At 44.3% G+C, this 16,000-nt stretch carries 15 protein-coding genes; 7 read left to right on the top strand and 8 right to left on the bottom strand.

The features are described from left to right. Positions 1-79: 79 nt before the first annotated feature. Positions 80-1,966 (bottom strand): signal peptidase I, encoded by a 1,887-nt coding sequence (gene lepB / locus HMPREF9193_RS06685; RefSeq protein ID WP_021687332.1) that lies wholly within the window; start codon positions 1,964-1,966, stop codon positions 80-82. Positions 1,967-2,024: 58 nt separating this feature from the next. Here lepB and HMPREF9193_RS06690 point away from each other — a divergent pair, with 58 nt between their 5' ends. Continuing rightward, entirely contained in the window at positions 2,025-2,375 is a 351-nt protein-coding gene (locus HMPREF9193_RS06690) for an Hpt domain-containing protein (protein WP_021687333.1), read from the top strand. Here HMPREF9193_RS06690 and HMPREF9193_RS06695 read toward each other — a convergent pair. Continuing rightward, positions 2,350-3,096 (bottom strand): TatD family hydrolase, encoded by a 747-nt coding sequence (locus tag HMPREF9193_RS06695; protein ID WP_021687334.1) that lies wholly within the window; start codon positions 3,094-3,096, stop codon positions 2,350-2,352. The two genes, HMPREF9193_RS06690 and HMPREF9193_RS06695, sit on opposite strands and share 26 nt — an antisense overlap. Positions 3,097-3,172: 76 nt before the next feature. Between HMPREF9193_RS06695 and HMPREF9193_RS06700 the strand changes: the two genes are divergently transcribed. Beyond that, the gene (locus HMPREF9193_RS06700; RefSeq protein ID WP_503465790.1) at positions 3,173-3,418 is read left to right on the top strand and encodes a hypothetical protein; all 246 of its coding nucleotides are present in this window, start codon (positions 3,173-3,175) and stop codon (positions 3,416-3,418) included. Here HMPREF9193_RS06700 and HMPREF9193_RS06705 read toward each other — a convergent pair. Genes HMPREF9193_RS06705 through HMPREF9193_RS06715 form a run of 3 tightly spaced genes read right to left on the bottom strand, consistent with a single transcriptional unit; the run spans position 3,408 to position 7,238 of the window. Continuing rightward, positions 3,408-4,841 (bottom strand): hypothetical protein, encoded by a 1,434-nt coding sequence (locus HMPREF9193_RS06705; protein ID WP_021687336.1) that lies wholly within the window; start codon positions 4,839-4,841, stop codon positions 3,408-3,410. The two genes, HMPREF9193_RS06700 and HMPREF9193_RS06705, sit on opposite strands and share 11 nt — an antisense overlap. Before the next feature lie 22 nt (positions 4,842-4,863). Continuing rightward, entirely contained in the window at positions 4,864-5,958 is a 1,095-nt protein-coding gene (locus HMPREF9193_RS06710) for a tRNA (adenosine(37)-N6)-dimethylallyltransferase (RefSeq protein WP_245565497.1), read from the bottom strand. A 2-nt stretch (positions 5,959-5,960) separates the two neighbouring features. Further along, complete coding sequence (locus tag HMPREF9193_RS06715; protein ID WP_021687338.1) at positions 5,961-7,238, bottom strand: class I SAM-dependent rRNA methyltransferase; 1,278 nt, start codon at positions 7,236-7,238, stop codon at positions 5,961-5,963. A 174-nt stretch (positions 7,239-7,412) separates the two neighbouring features. Here HMPREF9193_RS06715 and glnA point away from each other — a divergent pair, with 174 nt between their 5' ends. From glnA to HMPREF9193_RS06735, 4 genes are read left to right on the top strand one after another with little or no spacing between them, the layout of a single operon-like run. After that, positions 7,413-8,741 (top strand): type I glutamate--ammonia ligase, encoded by a 1,329-nt coding sequence (gene glnA / locus HMPREF9193_RS06720; protein ID WP_021687340.1) that lies wholly within the window; start codon positions 7,413-7,415, stop codon positions 8,739-8,741. Positions 8,742-8,747: 6 nt separating this feature from the next. Then, positions 8,748-10,115 (top strand): MATE family efflux transporter, encoded by a 1,368-nt coding sequence (locus HMPREF9193_RS06725; protein ID WP_021687341.1) that lies wholly within the window; start codon positions 8,748-8,750, stop codon positions 10,113-10,115. 36 nt (positions 10,116-10,151) lie between these two features. Next, the gene (locus tag HMPREF9193_RS06730; protein WP_021687342.1) at positions 10,152-10,904 is read left to right on the top strand and encodes a hypothetical protein; all 753 of its coding nucleotides are present in this window, start codon (positions 10,152-10,154) and stop codon (positions 10,902-10,904) included. Positions 10,905-10,921: 17 nt separating this feature from the next. After that, complete coding sequence (locus HMPREF9193_RS06735; RefSeq protein ID WP_021687343.1) at positions 10,922-11,845, top strand: metallophosphoesterase family protein; 924 nt, start codon at positions 10,922-10,924, stop codon at positions 11,843-11,845. A gap of 88 nt (positions 11,846-11,933) precedes the next feature. On the opposite strand, the gene HMPREF9193_RS06740 is transcribed toward HMPREF9193_RS06735, so the two are convergent. The 3 genes from HMPREF9193_RS06740 to HMPREF9193_RS10840 are packed head-to-tail and all read right to left on the bottom strand — an operon-like array spanning position 11,934 to position 14,227. Beyond that, positions 11,934-12,917 (bottom strand): 4Fe-4S binding protein, encoded by a 984-nt coding sequence (locus tag HMPREF9193_RS06740; protein ID WP_021687344.1) that lies wholly within the window; start codon positions 12,915-12,917, stop codon positions 11,934-11,936. Between the two features lie 3 nt (positions 12,918-12,920). Beyond that, positions 12,921-13,070 carry a CD1871A family CXXC motif-containing protein gene (locus HMPREF9193_RS11310; protein WP_021687345.1) on the bottom strand — a complete coding sequence of 50 codons (150 nt, stop codon included), beginning with the start codon at positions 13,068-13,070 and terminating at the stop codon, positions 12,921-12,923. 17 nt (positions 13,071-13,087) lie between these two features. After that, a complete protein-coding gene (locus HMPREF9193_RS10840) occupies positions 13,088-14,227 on the bottom strand; it encodes a TlpA disulfide reductase family protein (RefSeq protein ID WP_021687346.1) in 1,140 nt (379 codons plus the stop codon). Positions 14,228-14,396: 169 nt separating this feature from the next. On the opposite strand from HMPREF9193_RS10840, the gene HMPREF9193_RS06750 reads away from it, so the two are divergent. After that, a complete protein-coding gene (locus HMPREF9193_RS06750; RefSeq protein WP_021687347.1) occupies positions 14,397-15,983 on the top strand; it encodes a glucose-6-phosphate isomerase in 1,587 nt (528 codons plus the stop codon). Positions 15,984-16,000 lie beyond the last annotated feature (17 nt).

A 16,000-nucleotide genomic window follows, 5' to 3' on the forward strand; every position in this document is an offset into this window, starting at 1 on the left:
GGTATTGAAAACAAAGGAGTTTTCAATACCCTTTTTTTCGCCGGCGTTATAACAGCAATTATATGATTTTACATCAAGTTCACATCGACGACTTTTGTGCGGTTAACCCGGGAACACCGAAACGGTTCGGCGGAAAAAAACGCAATACCGGAGTTCCCAAAATATTTTTTTGCGGAACATACTGCGGTTCCATATTCGAATCGTAATATAAAGTCCATGTGTCAAAGGCGGTAACCGGTACACGCTTTTTTTGGTACGAATGGCGCATATCCAGCGAATTAAAACGGTTATCTCCCATCATAAAATAATTGCCGGCAGGAATATATTCTGCAGTTCCGTCGGCGGCGTTTGCAGGAAAAACCGGCATATTGCGCATATCATTAATGGAAAGAAGATAAAAAATTAAACCTTGCACTTCAAGAACATAACGTAAACGTTCACTGTCGCGGTTTTGTTCCGTCGCGGAAACGCCTTCATTTAAAAGCTCTGTCGTGCGCACGGCAAGGCGTGCAAAAGCCAACTTTAATGCAAGGTTTTGACGGAACATAGCATCGGCATAGATATCGCCGCCGACCAAAAAAGAGACGGAAATATCGGCGGAGCCTTTTTTTTCGGCAGCATCCTCAACAGCTTGTGCCCAATCGGTTACAAAATGCTCAAACCATACTTCCCCGCCGTTTGTAACGAGCAGTTTCCGAATAATGGTATCGCTTTGCGAAAAAAACGTGTACACATGCAGCATAGTTTGCGGAACAAGTGATGAAAGCACATCCGAAGCGGTATTTTTTGCTGCAAGCGCTGCAGCAGCGGAAGCTTGCGACGACATTTTTGCGGTAAAACGTTTTTTTTGCACCGCAAACCGGCGGGACAACGAGCGCGCTTCTTCCAAAGCATCCGCATAATTTATATTGCGTCTGTTTTGCTCCGTTTCGAGCATAAAATTATATTCTTCTTGGCTTAACGGAACAGTTATAATTTTTTGTTTTATTTTTTCCGGAAGCCCTGCGACGTTCCATTCCGCCCATAGCTGATCGTCCGTAACAACTTGGAATTCGGTTTGCTCTTTTGTGCGGCTGTACAGCACACCGTCTTGCATAACGAGTTGTTCTCCGGGCATGCCGGTAACACGTTTTACCAAAGGGTCGGCTTTTACTGCTCCGGTTTCATCAACATTCAAATTCACCTTTGTCAGCGTAAACATCAATATCAATTGCGATATAAAAGATTTTACTTCGGCTTTATTGTTTTGTTCGTAGTGCGGATTTCGGAAAATAACGATATCGCCGCGTTTATAAGACCTCAAGGGCGGTAAACCGGCATCCGAAATAGGAAAGCGCGGAGCCGAAAGCGTTTTAAAACCGATAACGCGGTCTCCGATTAAAAATTCGCTCACCATCGATTCCGACGGAATAATATAAAGCTGAAAAATAAAAATATTTATTAAAACAACCGTACACACCGCTTGCACAATGGCATCCGCCCAATCGAGCATTTCAAACAGTATTTTACACAAACCGCAGCGTTTAACCGGCGCTCCGCCTTCATGTTTTACATCCTGCTTTTGCAAATCCAGTAAAACCGGATTTTTATTTGCAGCGCGTTTCGGATTCAAATAATATGCAGCGCATAAAGAAACAACCGTTGCTGCAAGCCACAACAACACGCACACAATATTATACCAATGGGGAACCGTGTATGAACCTGACCGGCGCAAAATAAAGCCGGCAAGCAAAACAAAGGGAACGTATTGATAGAGTTTATACAAAACGGGAATATGTTTTACTTGTAATTTACGGTGAAACAAAGCTAAAGCAAGGCTGCTTTCCCGCGCTAAAAAAAATGTAAAAAGAGCACACACAAAAAAAGCTGCAAGCGAAATATCGGCTTGCACGGAAATATGAAAACAGGTAAAAACGGCACATAATGCCAATTCCGCATAATTTAAAGTAATCAATTTCTTGTTCATGCGTTCAGTATAGCAAAAAAAAAAAATATATACTACAATAACCGCCAAAGGAAGAGATATGGAAGAAAATATATCGATTGAGTTTTCTCAAGCGCTTGCCGGCTTGGACGGCGATAAAGATTTATACAAAACCCTGCTCGATTGCTGGTTTGAAGAAAAACAGTTCGATAAAACCGTTTTGGAAAAACTGATAGCCAAAGACGGTAAAATAAGCGCAGCTTCTTACGTACACCGTATGAAAGGGGCTGCAGGTGCTTTAGGGGCACAAGCTTTATTTAAAGCAGCTCAAGAATTGGAAAATATTTTAAAAGAAAAAACACAAGGCGATATTGCAAAAGCGTGCGAACAAATGGATATGTTATACCGCAAAACAAACGCTGCGCTTAATGCAATCCGAACGAATCTTTAAAATTGGCGTACAGATGAGCACACAAGTTTTCAATCGGCAAACCGCGAAGCTCAGCTACTTTTTCGTATACTTTTTGTATATCGGACGGCAGTGTCGCGCTTTCGTTTTTTAAACGCTGCCACGGCGCATCGGTCTCCCCAAGCAGCATATCCAAAGGCAGCTGTGCCGCACATAATAAAGCGCGTTTATTTCCATTTAGAAGCGGTTTGCCGAAAGAAAAACGGGCGTTTACGCCGCGCTTAATAAACGACAATGCTTCCATAGGAGAACCGGGAAACGAATGGAATATAACCGAGCAAAGCCGCGAAAGTTTTTTGCTGTCGCGGAACAAGCGGTCGAGCGCGCGGCGGCAATGTATAACAAGCGGTTTTTGAAAGCGCTGCGCCAATTCAAGCTGCACTTCCCATATAAGCTCTTGTTCCGTTTCGCGCGCTTTATACTCCGGCGTAAAAAAATCGAATCCCGCCTCCCCTATTGCAGCAGCCTCTCCTCTTTCCAGCGCTTCGGTTAAAAAATCGATAAGCTTTTCATCCGGATTTTGCGGATGAATACCTGCAGCACATACAACAAAATCCGGATATAAACGAGATACACGCAAAAGCTCATTCCATTCGTTTTTTGAATGCGCACACGAGCACACGGGAGACATATCGGCGCCGTACGTGAACGGCTGCCAGCGCTTAAGATCGGTAATGTGTATATGCGCATCGGCAAACAGCATACTGCACTGTAACACAATCAAATAAAAAAAGCTAATATCCTTGCTCTAAAAACCCGAAAATAATAATGTCGAATTAATCGATTATACACAATCGGGAGGAAGTATGACAAATTACTATGCGCTGAAAAGCCACAATTGCAATGACTACATGAGTATTGAAAAAGAACTTGAGGACGGATTTGTAATTAGGATTGTCCGTGACAAAGACGGTTATGAAGAAGTAACTACGGATTTTATAAGTAAAGTATTGTTCGACAGTTGTATCAGAACGGGTTATTTAACTAAAATAGAAGCACCGATGGCTGCAGCCGTCAGCGCATAAGATAATGGATAAGCCGCAAAATTTTTAAAGCATCAAACCAAATATAAAAAGCAGCTTCCCGTTTGCTTGTATTTTTGCGGTTTTGTTTTTGTATTTTTTCCCACACTTCAAAGAATTTTTCTTTTTCAAAAAACTTATAAACATCGGGAAGTTCTTTTTTCACTTTTAGATAAAAAACACGGCTATCGTTATTGCGCATATATACATGTACAAAATTCATCAATTTTTTTATTTTTTTATACACTTCATCCGGATACAGCAAAGACGGAATTTCAGCGTTTTTGTTTTGCGTAAGCTCATAGAGTTTTTGCCCGGTGCCGAACAGCGTTCTTTGCGAAAGACGGGCTGCAGGATATACGGCGCAGTTAAGAAGCGGGAAATCGCAAAAAGAGAGCGCTGCTGAAGCCGAAGAGTATTCGCACGCATGTAAGCGCGCACTTTGCTGAATGTGCAGTTTAATAAGCGATTGCAAAAAATAAAAATCTTCACCCGATAAACGCATGTTCATACCGCCGCACGAAGCATAGCCCCATGCGGAACACACAATCGACGGTCCGAGCGCATACGGATAAAAGGGTGTACCGGCTTTGTATAAACGCCGGCTGTGCTCTTTTATAAAAAACTCGTACGCGTTTATTGCTTTTTGCAGCACAGGCTCTTTTGTTTTTCGATGAAAAAATTCAGTGATTGCACCTGCAGGCGGCGCATGAGCATTTTGTTCGGCGCCGGTAACTTGCAGCAAAAAGTCCTGCAACGCACGCACATACGAGCGGCTTACCGTTGTGTCCGCGTCCATACAAGCAATCACACGGGCGCCGTTCAGCACAGCCCAATCCATACCGTAACGGCGCGCCCAGCCTACCCCGTTCCCGCAGGGCATTTCGTGTCCTTTACTTGCGCAGTCTAAAAATACTAAAGAAAGCGTTTTCTGTTTTTCGGCAGTGCCTATAGCGCCGAGTGCAAAACCTGCACTTGAAGCGGAACAAAAAGATACGGCGTTGTTTTCAGCCCAGTTCAGCAAAAGCCGGTTGTTTTCTTTTATTTTGTCAGGAGAATCGCAGCGATTGTTTACCACGCACACAAGGGTACACAAAGTTTGATGCATAGCGCCGTTGCCGTTTCCGCCGCCAGCATCGCTTCCGTTTTCGCTGTCGGCATTTTTTTTTGAACTAAAGCTTTTGCTCCGCCCGATCTTATTATAAGCATAGACGGCAGACTCTTTTATACTTTCAAAGGTTTTTAAGATTCCGGGATATTCGCTGCAAGCGGGAATTACGACGGCAACAGGCGCTAAAGGAAACTGCGCTTCGGCTGTTTGCGGTATTACAAACGGCTCGGATATCGAATCCGGTACCGTATCGGATTTTTTTGCGCCGCAAAATAAAGAGCGTTTTTTATTGTACAAAAAAACAACATCTTTCATGTTTTACCGTTTTATTACGCATTTATTGCAAACGCCTGGAATGCTCTTGCGCAGCTTTTTCTAATAAAACAAGAGCATATGCAAAACGCCGTTCAACCGAACAATCTTTTTCGCTTCCGTCGTGCGCCAAATGATGTATTACAACGCCTTTTTTTTCCATCCCTCTAAACCATGTTTCCTGCCGTTTGGCAAATTGTCCGATCGCAATACCTAAACGTGTTTCCAATTCCTCTTTTGCTTGTTTTGAAAAGTCTCCCTTTTGAAGGAATTGCGACACAAAACGGTATTCAAGTCCCAAACGGTCAAAGCGTTCCCAACTCACGCCGTCTGCCATCCCCGGTGCGCTTCGGTGCAAGTTTTCAACTTCTTCTATCAAACCGTTTTGCATGCGCTCTTTTAAACGGCGGCGGATAAAATGGCGCAGTATATCGCGCGGAAACGAAGTTCCTAAAATAAAGGGGCGCACTTCGGGAATGCCGCTTTTATTTGACGATCTCGTGATGTTAGATTGCTTTTTAGCTTCCGTGTTGCCGACACAGTTTGTCTGCGTTTTTGCTTCGCCGGATTCGGCGTTATAGGTTTCTATTTCTATAGCCCGTATCAAACGTTTTCTTTGAGTAATATCAGTGCTGTTGTGTAAATCGCTTCCGGCAAAACGCTTTAAATCGCGCAAAAGTACAATCAATTTTTCATCGGAAAGGTATGCCAAACGTTTTCTTAATTCGGTATTTTCAGGTACGCACTGCATATGGTACGATCGTACAACCGAATCGATGTACAACCCCGTGCCGCCTGCTATAATGGGCAATTTCCCCCGTGAAATTACATCGGTAAAAGCGCGGTAAAAATCTTTTTGATAATCAAAAACGGAATACTCTTTTGAAAGGTCGGTTATATCTATTAAATGATAGGGAACGGTATATTCGCATAAATCCTTTCCCGAACCTATATCCAAACCGCGGTATACTTGGCGCGAATCGCAAGATAAAATTTCACCGCCAAAATGTTCGGCAAGGCGGACTGCAAGGGCTGTTTTGCCTACAGCAGTCGGTCCCAATACGACAAGGCAATTTACATTTTCAGGCAAACCAAGTGCAGTTTTTTTTAAAGTATTCACCGCTACAGCACCCGGCACACGGCGCATTTAAGATATTCGGCTTTTGCATAACCTAAAGGTACCGGATGGTCCGGACCGGCACCGCGCTTTTCCATAATCTGTATTTGTTTTTTGGCGTCGCGGGCGGCATGAGAAAGCATAAAATAAAAAACGGGAGGTTCCATAAACTGAGAGCAGGAACAACTGACCAGTATTCCGCCTCGGCGCAGCAGTTTAAGAGCGCGCAAATTTATTTCTTTATAACCGCCGTATGCTTTATCCAAAGCTTGAGCATTTTTTGCAAACGCCGGCGGATCCAAAATAATCATATCAAAGCGCCGCTCTTCGTTTTCACAGCGTTTTAAAAGATCAAATACATCGGCTTGCACAACCATCATGCGCTTTTGCGCGCCGTTTAACTCTATATTTTTTTCGGTTTGCCGGACAGCGTCTTCGGATATATCGACCGCCGTTACTTGCTTTGCTCCACCTAAAACAGCATTTAACCCGAAAGCTCCGGTATGAGTAAAAGCGTCGAGCACTTCTTTATCTTTTGCCAATAAGGCAACCCGCTTGCGATTTTCTTTTTGATCTAAAAAATATCCGGTTTTTTGCCCCGAAGCGATATTTACTTTTAATAAAACGCCGTTTTCTTTTATTGTAACCGATTCGTCAGCGGCTTTTCCTATCCAACCGGAACGAAGAGGCAATCCTTCTTTTTGACGGATGGGAGCGTCACTCCGCTCGTAAATAAAGCAGGGAGCACAGCATTCGCTTAATGCGCGTACAATATAATCGCGGTACACGTCGGTACACAATGCCAAAAACTGCACAACCAAATACACCGAGCCGTTAACATCGGCATAGCGCTCGGCAATAAAACCCGGCAAAAAATCGGCTTCGCCGAACACTAAACGGTACGAGTCGTCCGGAGCGTAAAAAGGTTCACGCAGCGCCAAAGCATCACGTACTTTTTGTAAAAAAAATTCATAACCGAACGGCTCGGTACTGCAATGATGTTCAAACGCGCTGTCTTTTACCAAAAAGCGCACGGTAATCTTCGATGTTTTATTAAAAATACCTGTTCCTTCGTAGCAGCCCGAAAAGGAAAATACATTTACCGCACACCCGTCCGTAAGCGTCGTCTTTGAAAGCGGCGTTTTTTCCACATTTTTACCGTTTTCTTTTATAAAGGCGATTTCATTGTCGAACACCCACGGAAAACCTTGCCGGATTTCCGTTTCTTCTCCTTTGTTTAAAAATACTCTCGGCAGTATATACTCATCCGTTTTTTCATCCATTTTTTTATTATACAAAGAAGATGAGCTCTTTTCAACGGACTATTCTCTCTGCATTTTCCTGCTGCACGCCCGACAAGTGTATGCTGCCAGCACAATGCAAAGCAAAAGACAAGCGTTTTATAGACACTCGGGTTTTCTTTTGATATAATCGCGCAATACGAGGAACGTAGCGCAATGTCTTTTACCCCGCAAAAAATCATTCAGCTTGCAAAAGAGCAAAATATCCGTTTTATCCGGCTCCAATTTACCGACATTCTCGGCTCGCTTAAAAATGTGGCGATTACCGTCAGTCAACTTGAAAAAGCGCTGAACAATCAATGTATGTTTGACGGTTCTTCGATAGAGGGCTTTGTCCGCATTGAAGAGTCCGACATGTATTTGCGCCCCGATATAACAAGCTATGTACCCTTCCCCTGGAGAGCTGCTCCCGAAGGCGTTGCCCGCATGGTATGCGATGTATACAATGTCGACGGGAAGCCGTTTGAAGGATGTCCTCGCCGCGTATTGCGCCGTGTGTTGGACGAAGCGCAGCAGATGGGCTACACGTTTAATGTCGGACCGGAATGCGAATTCTTTTTATTTTGCACCGACGACAAAGGCAAACCCACACTTACCACGTTCGACGATGCCGGATATTTCGATATGGGACCGGTAGATCCGGGCGAGGACGTGCGCCGCGATATTGTATTAAACCTTGAACAAATGGGCTTTGAAATCGAAGCGGCACACCACGAATGCGCCCCCGGTCAGCACGAAATCGATTTTAAATACGGCGGCGCTTTGGAAACGGCGGATAGAGTTATGACATTTAAACTTGCCGTAAAAACGATTGCCCACAAACACGGACTGCATGCAACCTTTATGCCCAAACCCGTTTTCGGCATAGCGGGAAGCGGCATGCACGTAAACCTTTCGATAACACAAAACGGTTCCAATATTTTTTGCGACGAAAAAGACGTCAACGGTTTGAGCAAACAAGCTTATGCTTTTATTGCAGGAATTACGGCACACATAAAGGGAATGACTGCGGTGCTCAACCCCTTGGTCAATTCGTACAAACGTTTGGTACCCGGTCAAGAAGCTCCCGTGCATATCGCATGGTCGGCAAAAAACCGCAGCCCGCTTATCCGCATTCCCACTGCGCGAGGAAAATCCACACGCATAGAATTACGTTCCCCCGACCCTTCGGCAAACCCGTACTTAGCTCTTGCCGTTATCCTTGCCGCAGGACTTGAGGGAATAAAAAAAGGACTTGTGCCGAGCGAACCGGTAAACGGTAATATATACGAAATGTCCGAACGGGAAAGAAAACGGCGCAAAGTAGAAAGTCTGCCTTCTTCTTTGGAAGAAGCTATTGCGGAATTGGAAAAAGACCGCTTTATTTTGGACGTACTCGGCTCACACGTAAGCGAAAAATACATAGAAGCAAAAAAATTAGAGTGGGCTGAATATAAAATGCGCGTCAGCCAATGGGAAACCGACCATTATTTAATGAAATATTGATGAATTATGAAAACCGATATTACCGGCGGAGTAATTTGGAAACAGCTTTTATCTTTGTTTTTTCCCATTTTGCTGGGCACTTTTTTTCAACAGCTGTATAACACTGCAGACGCAATTATTGTCGGACGTTTTTTAGGTAAAGAAGCGCTTGCCGCCGTTGGAGGCGGAACAGGTACGCTGATCAACTTGCTGGTAGGTTTTTTTGTAGGCGTTTCATCGGGCGCCGCGGTTATTATTTCGCAATTTTACGGTGCAGGCAAACACAGAGAAACGCGCAGTGCCGTACACACGGCTTTTGCAGTTGCCGTATGCAGCGGCATTATCATTACCGTAGTGGGCTATGTGTTTTCGCCTGCTGCACTTGCGTTTATGAACACGCCCCAAGAGATTTTCCCCCACGCACTCGTGTATATCCGCATTTATTTTATCGGTTCAATTCCTTTAACGGCGTACAATATGGGGGCGGGCATTTTCCGTGCTATAGGCGATTCGCGGCGCCCGATGTACTTTTTAATCGTTTCGACGGCGGCAAACATTGTGTTCGACTTGCTGTTTATCGGTGTTTTCGGCTGGGGCATTGCAGGAGCGGCATGGGCTACCGTACTGTCGCAGTGTGCAAGCATGTTAATGGTAACATTTTCGCTGAGTAAAACGCGCAAAAGTTATCGGCTGTATATTACGCATATTCGCTTTACTTTTTCCATACTTAAAGCCATGCTCCGTATCGGTTTTCCCACCGGCATTCAATCCATTTTGTATACCGTATCCAACATACTCATTCAAACCAGCATAAATGCTTTAGGCACAAACACGGCAGCCGCATGGGCTGCATACGGAAAAATAGACAGTTTATATTGGATGACCGTAAGCGCATTCGGCATTGCCATGACCACTTTTGCAGGGCAAAATTACGGGGCGGGAAACTACGAGCGCATAAAAACAGGAAGCCGGCAGTGCATGGCAATGGCTGGCGCAGCAAGCGTATTGTTAGCCGTTTTTTTCCGTGTATGCGGCAAACACTTATACCTTCTTTTTACTTCGGACACTGCGGTAATTGCGCAGGGCTTAGCTGTTTTAAGATTTTTAGCGCCGACGTTTATCAGCTTTGTTCCTATTGAAATATATGCAGGTACTATACGGGGCGCGGGAAAATCGCTCATCCCTACCCTTATTTCGGCAAGCGGTATTTGTTTACTGCGTGTTGTGTGGATTGCAATTGCCGTTCCGATAAAACCCGGGCTTTTAACCGTAGCGGCAAGCTATCCGATTACATGGATTATCACATCACTTATGTTTACGATTTACTACCGCAGCAATAAATGGCTGGTGCACGGCGCACACAGAGCTGTTACACAAGACGCCGCGAGCGTTTGACCTTTTTTTTCGTTGCCGTTATAATACGCGCGTATTATGAATTATAAATGTATACGTCCTGCGCTTTTTGTACTTTCGTTTTTAACCGTTTATGTGTTTTCTTTTTTTACGCTGCAACTGTACGGCGAAGACAAAAAGCATACGCACACGATAAGTGCATCACTTTCGTCGAATATCCGCAAAGGAATTGAACCGAACGTTTTGTATTTTGACGGATTTTATCAGTTTAAAACCCCCTACGTACAAATCGACACGGGCTTGCAGTGTACGTCGGCGAATACCGACTTGGCATTTAAAGCGCTGTATACGCCGCTTAACTTTACCCATCACCGCGCAGGGCCGGCTTTAAGCTACCACATAAGCAATATGTACAACGTGGGAACCGAGCACGATTTAAACGCCGCAGTTGAATACACGTTCCGCTTACCGGATATTTTTATGCTGTATTTGCAAAGCGGGTATTTGTTTAAAAAGCTCGTTATTCCCGTAAGCGGCATTAAGCCTATTGTAACGGATCATTCCACGATAACTATGGCATTCCAATTTACGCTCATAGCGGCAAAACAGTGGTTCATCGATTTTGGAATGAGTTCGTACGAAACATTCCGTTACCCGATATTTGCAAACCCTTCGATAAACGCAGGCATCACGTATAAATCAAACGGGAAGCTGCTGCCGAAAGGAATGTTTGCAGGACTTGCATGTTCGCTCAGATATTCGGATATGTTTACGATTTCAGGCTACCCTGAAAATTTTGTCGTGCGTTCCGTTTGGGGCATAGAATTCTAAAGAGGTAAAAAGTTACTATGAATAATATAAAATGCAGTACCGTACCGTGCGGCAGTGCAGCGCGCCGCAAAAGCTTTACATCACTCTTATTTGCCGCACTCGCTATATTAATCCCACTCACCGCAAGCGCATGCAAATTCGGCTTTCAGGAAATCTTGTGGCGCAATAATCCGGTAGACCAGCGCAGTACGTCGTTTCAACAAATTGCTCCTCCGGACACGCTCAATCCTGTGCCGCCCACGCCAAAACCCAAAAAGTACGACTGCTTGCTTATTGCCGACACCCACTTCGGAAACGACAATTACAGCGTACCCGAAGAGGCTTTTTTTGCATGGTTAGATAATTACATAAACACAAAGGGACTTCCCAAACTGTGCATTATGCTCGGCGATGTAGTAGACCACGCAACGGCAAACGAATACGATCAATTTGCCGCTTTTCAACAAAGAATAAAATTGAAAATGACAGGTATTCCCGTATACAATGTAGTCGGCAACCACGACGTGTACAATTCCGGTTGGGATTTATGGAAAAAAACATGCCCGCCGCATACGAGTACGTACTATTTTGAAACCGAAGACTTTATTTGGTATTTTTTGGATACGGCAAGCGGAACACTGGGGCGCCCGCAATTTTACGACTTAAAAGACAAGTTAGCCCAATCGTCAAAACCGAAATTGGTATTTACCCACTACCCGCTGTACGGCGGCGGAATCTTTTACTTTTGCCTTTCCAATCCGCGCGAACGGGCAGAATTGATTTCGCTTTTTGCGCGCACAAACGTTAAGCTGTACTGTTCCGGACACTACCACGCGGGCGCTTTTTACGATTACGGTCCTTTCCAAGAACACGTCGTTAAAGCGCTCGGGCAGTTCGGTATGTGCCACGTGTTGCACGTAGATAACGGCACATACACTATCGAAAACATTCAGTTACGGTAGCGCCGGTAAGCTTTGTGCCTTTGCCGAATCTTAGCGAACCGAACGAACCTTGCCGAAGCGGCATCCCCAGCTTAGCGCTTGCGAAGCTTTATCCGTTTGAACTGCAGCCGTGACACGCGGAGCATGCAGGAGCGGACATCGGTTTTAATTTTTTCCATCCGGAACTGATCGCACCGTGCGGACATGCATTTTTACAATCGTGACAGCGAATACACTCGGCAGAATCGATTGCCAAAAACGGTCCCGAAAAAGTACCTTTTCTTAATGCCTCTATTACTTTTACGTCCATCCGGCACACTTTTTCGCATGCTCCGCACCTTGTACACTTTGCCGTGTCCACATCCATGTGGTACAAACTGATTTTATTAAACAGCGCATAAAAAGCGCCCAGCGGACACAGGTATTTGCAAAAGGGACGATAAATAAGCAGCGAAAGCGTTACCGCTACCGTAAGCAGCAAAGTTTTCCATCCGAACAAAAAGCCCGCCGCTTGGCGTATGCTTTCGTTTTTTATCATCAGCGGAAAAGCACCTTCCAAAATACCGGCAGGACACACCCATTTACAAAAATACGGATCGCCTATGCCGAAGCGGTTTTTTAACAATGCCGGCAGCACAAACACGGGAATAAACAAAGCAATGTACTTTCCGTAGCGCAGAATTTTATCCAAACGAGTCGGTACTTTAATGCGGTTTTTTTTCGTTAACGGATGTTTTAAACCGGGAAGCGGAATTTTATGCAATAAATCCTGAAAAAAGCCGAACGGGCATAAAAAACCGCACACAAAGCGGCCGAAAACGGCGGCAAACACCATAAGCAAACCGGTAACATAAAAGCTAAAACCGTGTTTTTTGCTGCCGGCAACCGCTTGCAGCGCCCCGATCGGACAAGCTCCGACGGCACCCGGACACGAATAACAATTTAAGCCGGGCACGCACATTTGTTTTGAAGCGCCTTTAAAAATATCGCCGCGGATAAAACCCGCAACGTAGCCGTCCGTTGCCGCAAAAGATGAAATCTGTATAAGGCGCCGCTTTACGGCGCCTTTTTGTATTTTCTTTTTAAACATCATTCGTTATCCGATACCGATACATTCAAGACAAATATTAACCGCTTTTTTTAAAACCGTATCGTTTTCGCCGCGAGCAAAACCGAAAGCGGCAAAAGCCAATCCGATTGCAAGCAGTGTAAAGCCCAAACGCCGTTTATATTTATACACGAACATAATCGCATCCGTCCCGATTACATACTTTGCTGAGCTGCAATTTCCTGCAAAGCTTTTGCATACGCGCTTGCAGCGTCCCGTCCGGGAACACCGGTTATACGCTTTCCGATTTCTTTACCTTCAGAATCAACAAACAGCGTTGTCGGAATTGCCGAAATACGGTTTAAAGTTTTCAATAAAGTTGCATTCGGAATAATCGTTGTAAACGAAGCCGACACGGTATCAACTATTTCTTTTGCCGCAGCAGTGTCGTCCGAAGCGTTTAAACACACCGATATCATATTAGTCCCTTCCGGCAGCATTTCTTTATGCAGCTTTGCCAATTCAGGCATTTCGCGCACGCACGGACCGCACCACGTAGCCCACAGGTTTATCATCGTTACTTTGTAATCTTTAAAAATATCCTGCGTTACCGTACGACCATCGAGCGTTTGTGCGGAAAAAGAACCGAAAAGACCGCTCATTTGTCCGTCTGCCATACCCATAGCGCCGCTTGCAGCCATTTGTGAAACGGGGGGAAACACAAAAACATTCTTTTTAAAGTCCGCTATACCGGCTAAAATCTCATCGGCTTTTGCTTTTTCTTCGTCGGAAAGATCGATTTTCGAATAATCGGTATTGTATGCAACATAATAGGTATTCTCTTTCGTTTCTGCAATTTTTTCGACGTTTTTATACATGTTTTTTACATGTTCGTATATTTGAGCGCTTTCCGACATAGCATCCGCATTTGCGGGAACGCGGATTACACACGCGAGAGGAAACGAATATTTTATCGCTTCGGCAGTAAAAGCTGCCCATTGCTCGTCGGTTACCGTTTCCGGATTGAGCTTTTCCAACAGCTTTTGGCGTTTTGCCGAATAAAAATCCAAAAACGTTACACAATCCGCATAGGAATAAATTTCCATAATACCTTGTTCAACCAAAGGATTTACTTTTTCCGGTATTATAAACCCGTAGCCCAAGCTGCGATCGGTGTATACGTCGTGCCGATCTTGCACTGCAACTTTTTCACCGCTTACGGTTACCATTTTCATTTCATCGTACATTTTGTTTTCTTTTGCACCGAAAGAAAATAAAGAACAGCTCACCGTAAAAAATAACGTACAAAATGCCAACCACATGGTAAAACGTACATTTAATTTTTTGTTTTTCATCAACAAACTCCCTGATAAATAATTTCGCTAATTAATAAAAAACACAAGTTTAAAATGGTTACTCTTTTGGGCAAAACACTGAAAAAAATTTACTAAAGCGGATTGTTGATTAGATAGGTGAACTATAGTAAAATAAAACACAATCGTAAAACACTAAAAGAGGCTCATTATGGAATTACATTGGCAAAATCTTGATACATTGCTATCGTTTAAAAAACTGTTATCGCTAAAAGGAGCGGTATCCTTAAAAAAAGAGCTGGATGAAAGCAGAGCTGAGCGCTATTCGATAGCACAAGCAGGCGGTTTAACTTATAACTATGCGGCAAAACAAGTAAATGAGCAAATCTTATCCGTTATGCAAGAACTTGCCGATGAAGCGCAGCTGGTACAAAAGTTCAAAGCTTTATACGAAGGAGAAGTTATCAATACCGGAGAGCACCGTAAAGTACTGCATCATTTGCTGCGCGGTCAATTAGGAAGCGACGTTTATTACGATACGAAAAGCACAAAAAACGCACGCGAATTTTACCTAAGCCAACAGCGCGCAATTACCGATTTTACACAAAAAGTGCACAGCGCAGCCGTATGCAACGAAAAAGGTGAGCGCTTTACAACAGTAGTACAAATCGGCATAGGCGGTTCCGATTTAGGACCGCGCGCCGTATACCTTGCTTTGGAAGAATGGGCAAAAGCGCACGGCACACTAAAAATGAACGCCCATTTTATTTCAAATGTAGACCCTGATGACGCAAGCCGTGTGTGTACTTCGGTTGATTTGGCTCACACGCTTTTTATTTTGGTATCCAAATCGGGAGTTACGCAAGAAACGCTTGCAAACGAATTGTTTGTTAAAAGCTTTCTTGAACAAGCCGGTTTAAACTGTGCCAAGCACATGATTGCCGTTACGTCGGAAACCAGCCCCCTTGCAAACAACCCGAACTACCTTGCTTCGTTTTATATCGATGATTTTATCGGCGGCCGTTATTCGGTATCATCTGCCGTCGGCGGCGCAGTACTTTCGCTTGCATTCGGCGCGCAAACCTTTGAAGAATTTTTAAACGGTGCGCACGAGCAAGACAAAAAAGCGTGCGAAAAAAAAATCACAAAAAACGCCGCTTTACTCGATGCGTTAATCGGTGTGTACGAACGCAATGTACAAGGCTATCCGGTTACGGCGATTCTTCCGTACAGCCAAGCGTTAAGCCGCTTTCCCGCCCACTTACAGCAATTGGATATGGAATCAAACGGTAAACGGGTAAACCGAAACGGACAGCCGCTTAATTACGCAACAGGTCCGGTAATTTTCGGAGAGCCGGGCACAAACGGTCAACATTCGTTTTATCAATTACTCCATCAGGGAACGGACATCGTTCCCCTGCAGTTTATCGGCTTTACGGAAAGTCAAAGCAAAAAGGACATACAAGTGGAAGGCTCTAGCGGTCAAAAAAAATTGTGTGCAAATCTTGCAGCACAAATAGCGGCTTTTGCATTCGGCAAAGACGATGAAAACCCGGCAAAAGTATTTACCGGAGAGCGCCCGTCCAGTCTTATATACGGCAAAACGCTTAACCCGGCTTCTTTGGGAGCACTTTTAGCTCATTACGAAAATAAAGTTATGTTCCAAGGTTTTTTATGGAATATAAATAGTTTTGACCAAGAAGGCGTTCAATTAGGAAAATTGCTGACTAAAAAAGTGCTTGCAAGTCAATCGGACGGAGCTCTTAAAGTTTTTGCTTCCATATTCGGTATAGATTAAACGCATAGATTAAAAGA

Origin of the sequence: Treponema lecithinolyticum ATCC 700332 (assembly GCA_000468055.1) — a bacterium.
Classification (GTDB): domain Bacteria; phylum Spirochaetota; class Spirochaetia; order Treponematales; family Treponemataceae; genus Treponema_C; species Treponema_C lecithinolyticum.

Coding starts and splice junctions, on each gene's coding strand:
- lepB (WP_021687332.1), bottom strand. CDS start 1,966: ATGAACAAGAAATTGATTACTTTAAATTATGCGGAATTGGCATTATGT.
- HMPREF9193_RS06690 (WP_021687333.1), top strand. CDS start 2,025: ATGGAAGAAAATATATCGATTGAGTTTTCTCAAGCGCTTGCCGGCTTG.
- HMPREF9193_RS06695 (WP_021687334.1), bottom strand. CDS start 3,096: ATGCTGTTTGCCGATGCGCATATACACATTACCGATCTTAAGCGCTGG.
- HMPREF9193_RS06705 (WP_021687336.1), bottom strand. CDS start 4,841: ATGAAAGATGTTGTTTTTTTGTACAATAAAAAACGCTCTTTATTTTGC.
- HMPREF9193_RS06715 (WP_021687338.1), bottom strand. CDS start 7,238: ATGGATGAAAAAACGGATGAGTATATACTGCCGAGAGTATTTTTAAAC.
- glnA (WP_021687340.1), top strand. CDS start 7,413: ATGTCTTTTACCCCGCAAAAAATCATTCAGCTTGCAAAAGAGCAAAAT.
- HMPREF9193_RS06725 (WP_021687341.1), top strand. CDS start 8,748: ATGAAAACCGATATTACCGGCGGAGTAATTTGGAAACAGCTTTTATCT.
- HMPREF9193_RS06730 (WP_021687342.1), top strand. CDS start 10,152: ATGAATTATAAATGTATACGTCCTGCGCTTTTTGTACTTTCGTTTTTA.
- HMPREF9193_RS06735 (WP_021687343.1), top strand. CDS start 10,922: ATGAATAATATAAAATGCAGTACCGTACCGTGCGGCAGTGCAGCGCGC.
- HMPREF9193_RS06740 (WP_021687344.1), bottom strand. CDS start 12,917: ATGATGTTTAAAAAGAAAATACAAAAAGGCGCCGTAAAGCGGCGCCTT.
- HMPREF9193_RS11310 (WP_021687345.1), bottom strand. CDS start 13,070: ATGTTCGTGTATAAATATAAACGGCGTTTGGGCTTTACACTGCTTGCA.
- HMPREF9193_RS10840 (WP_021687346.1), bottom strand. CDS start 14,227: ATGAAAAACAAAAAATTAAATGTACGTTTTACCATGTGGTTGGCATTT.
- HMPREF9193_RS06750 (WP_021687347.1), top strand. CDS start 14,397: ATGGAATTACATTGGCAAAATCTTGATACATTGCTATCGTTTAAAAAA.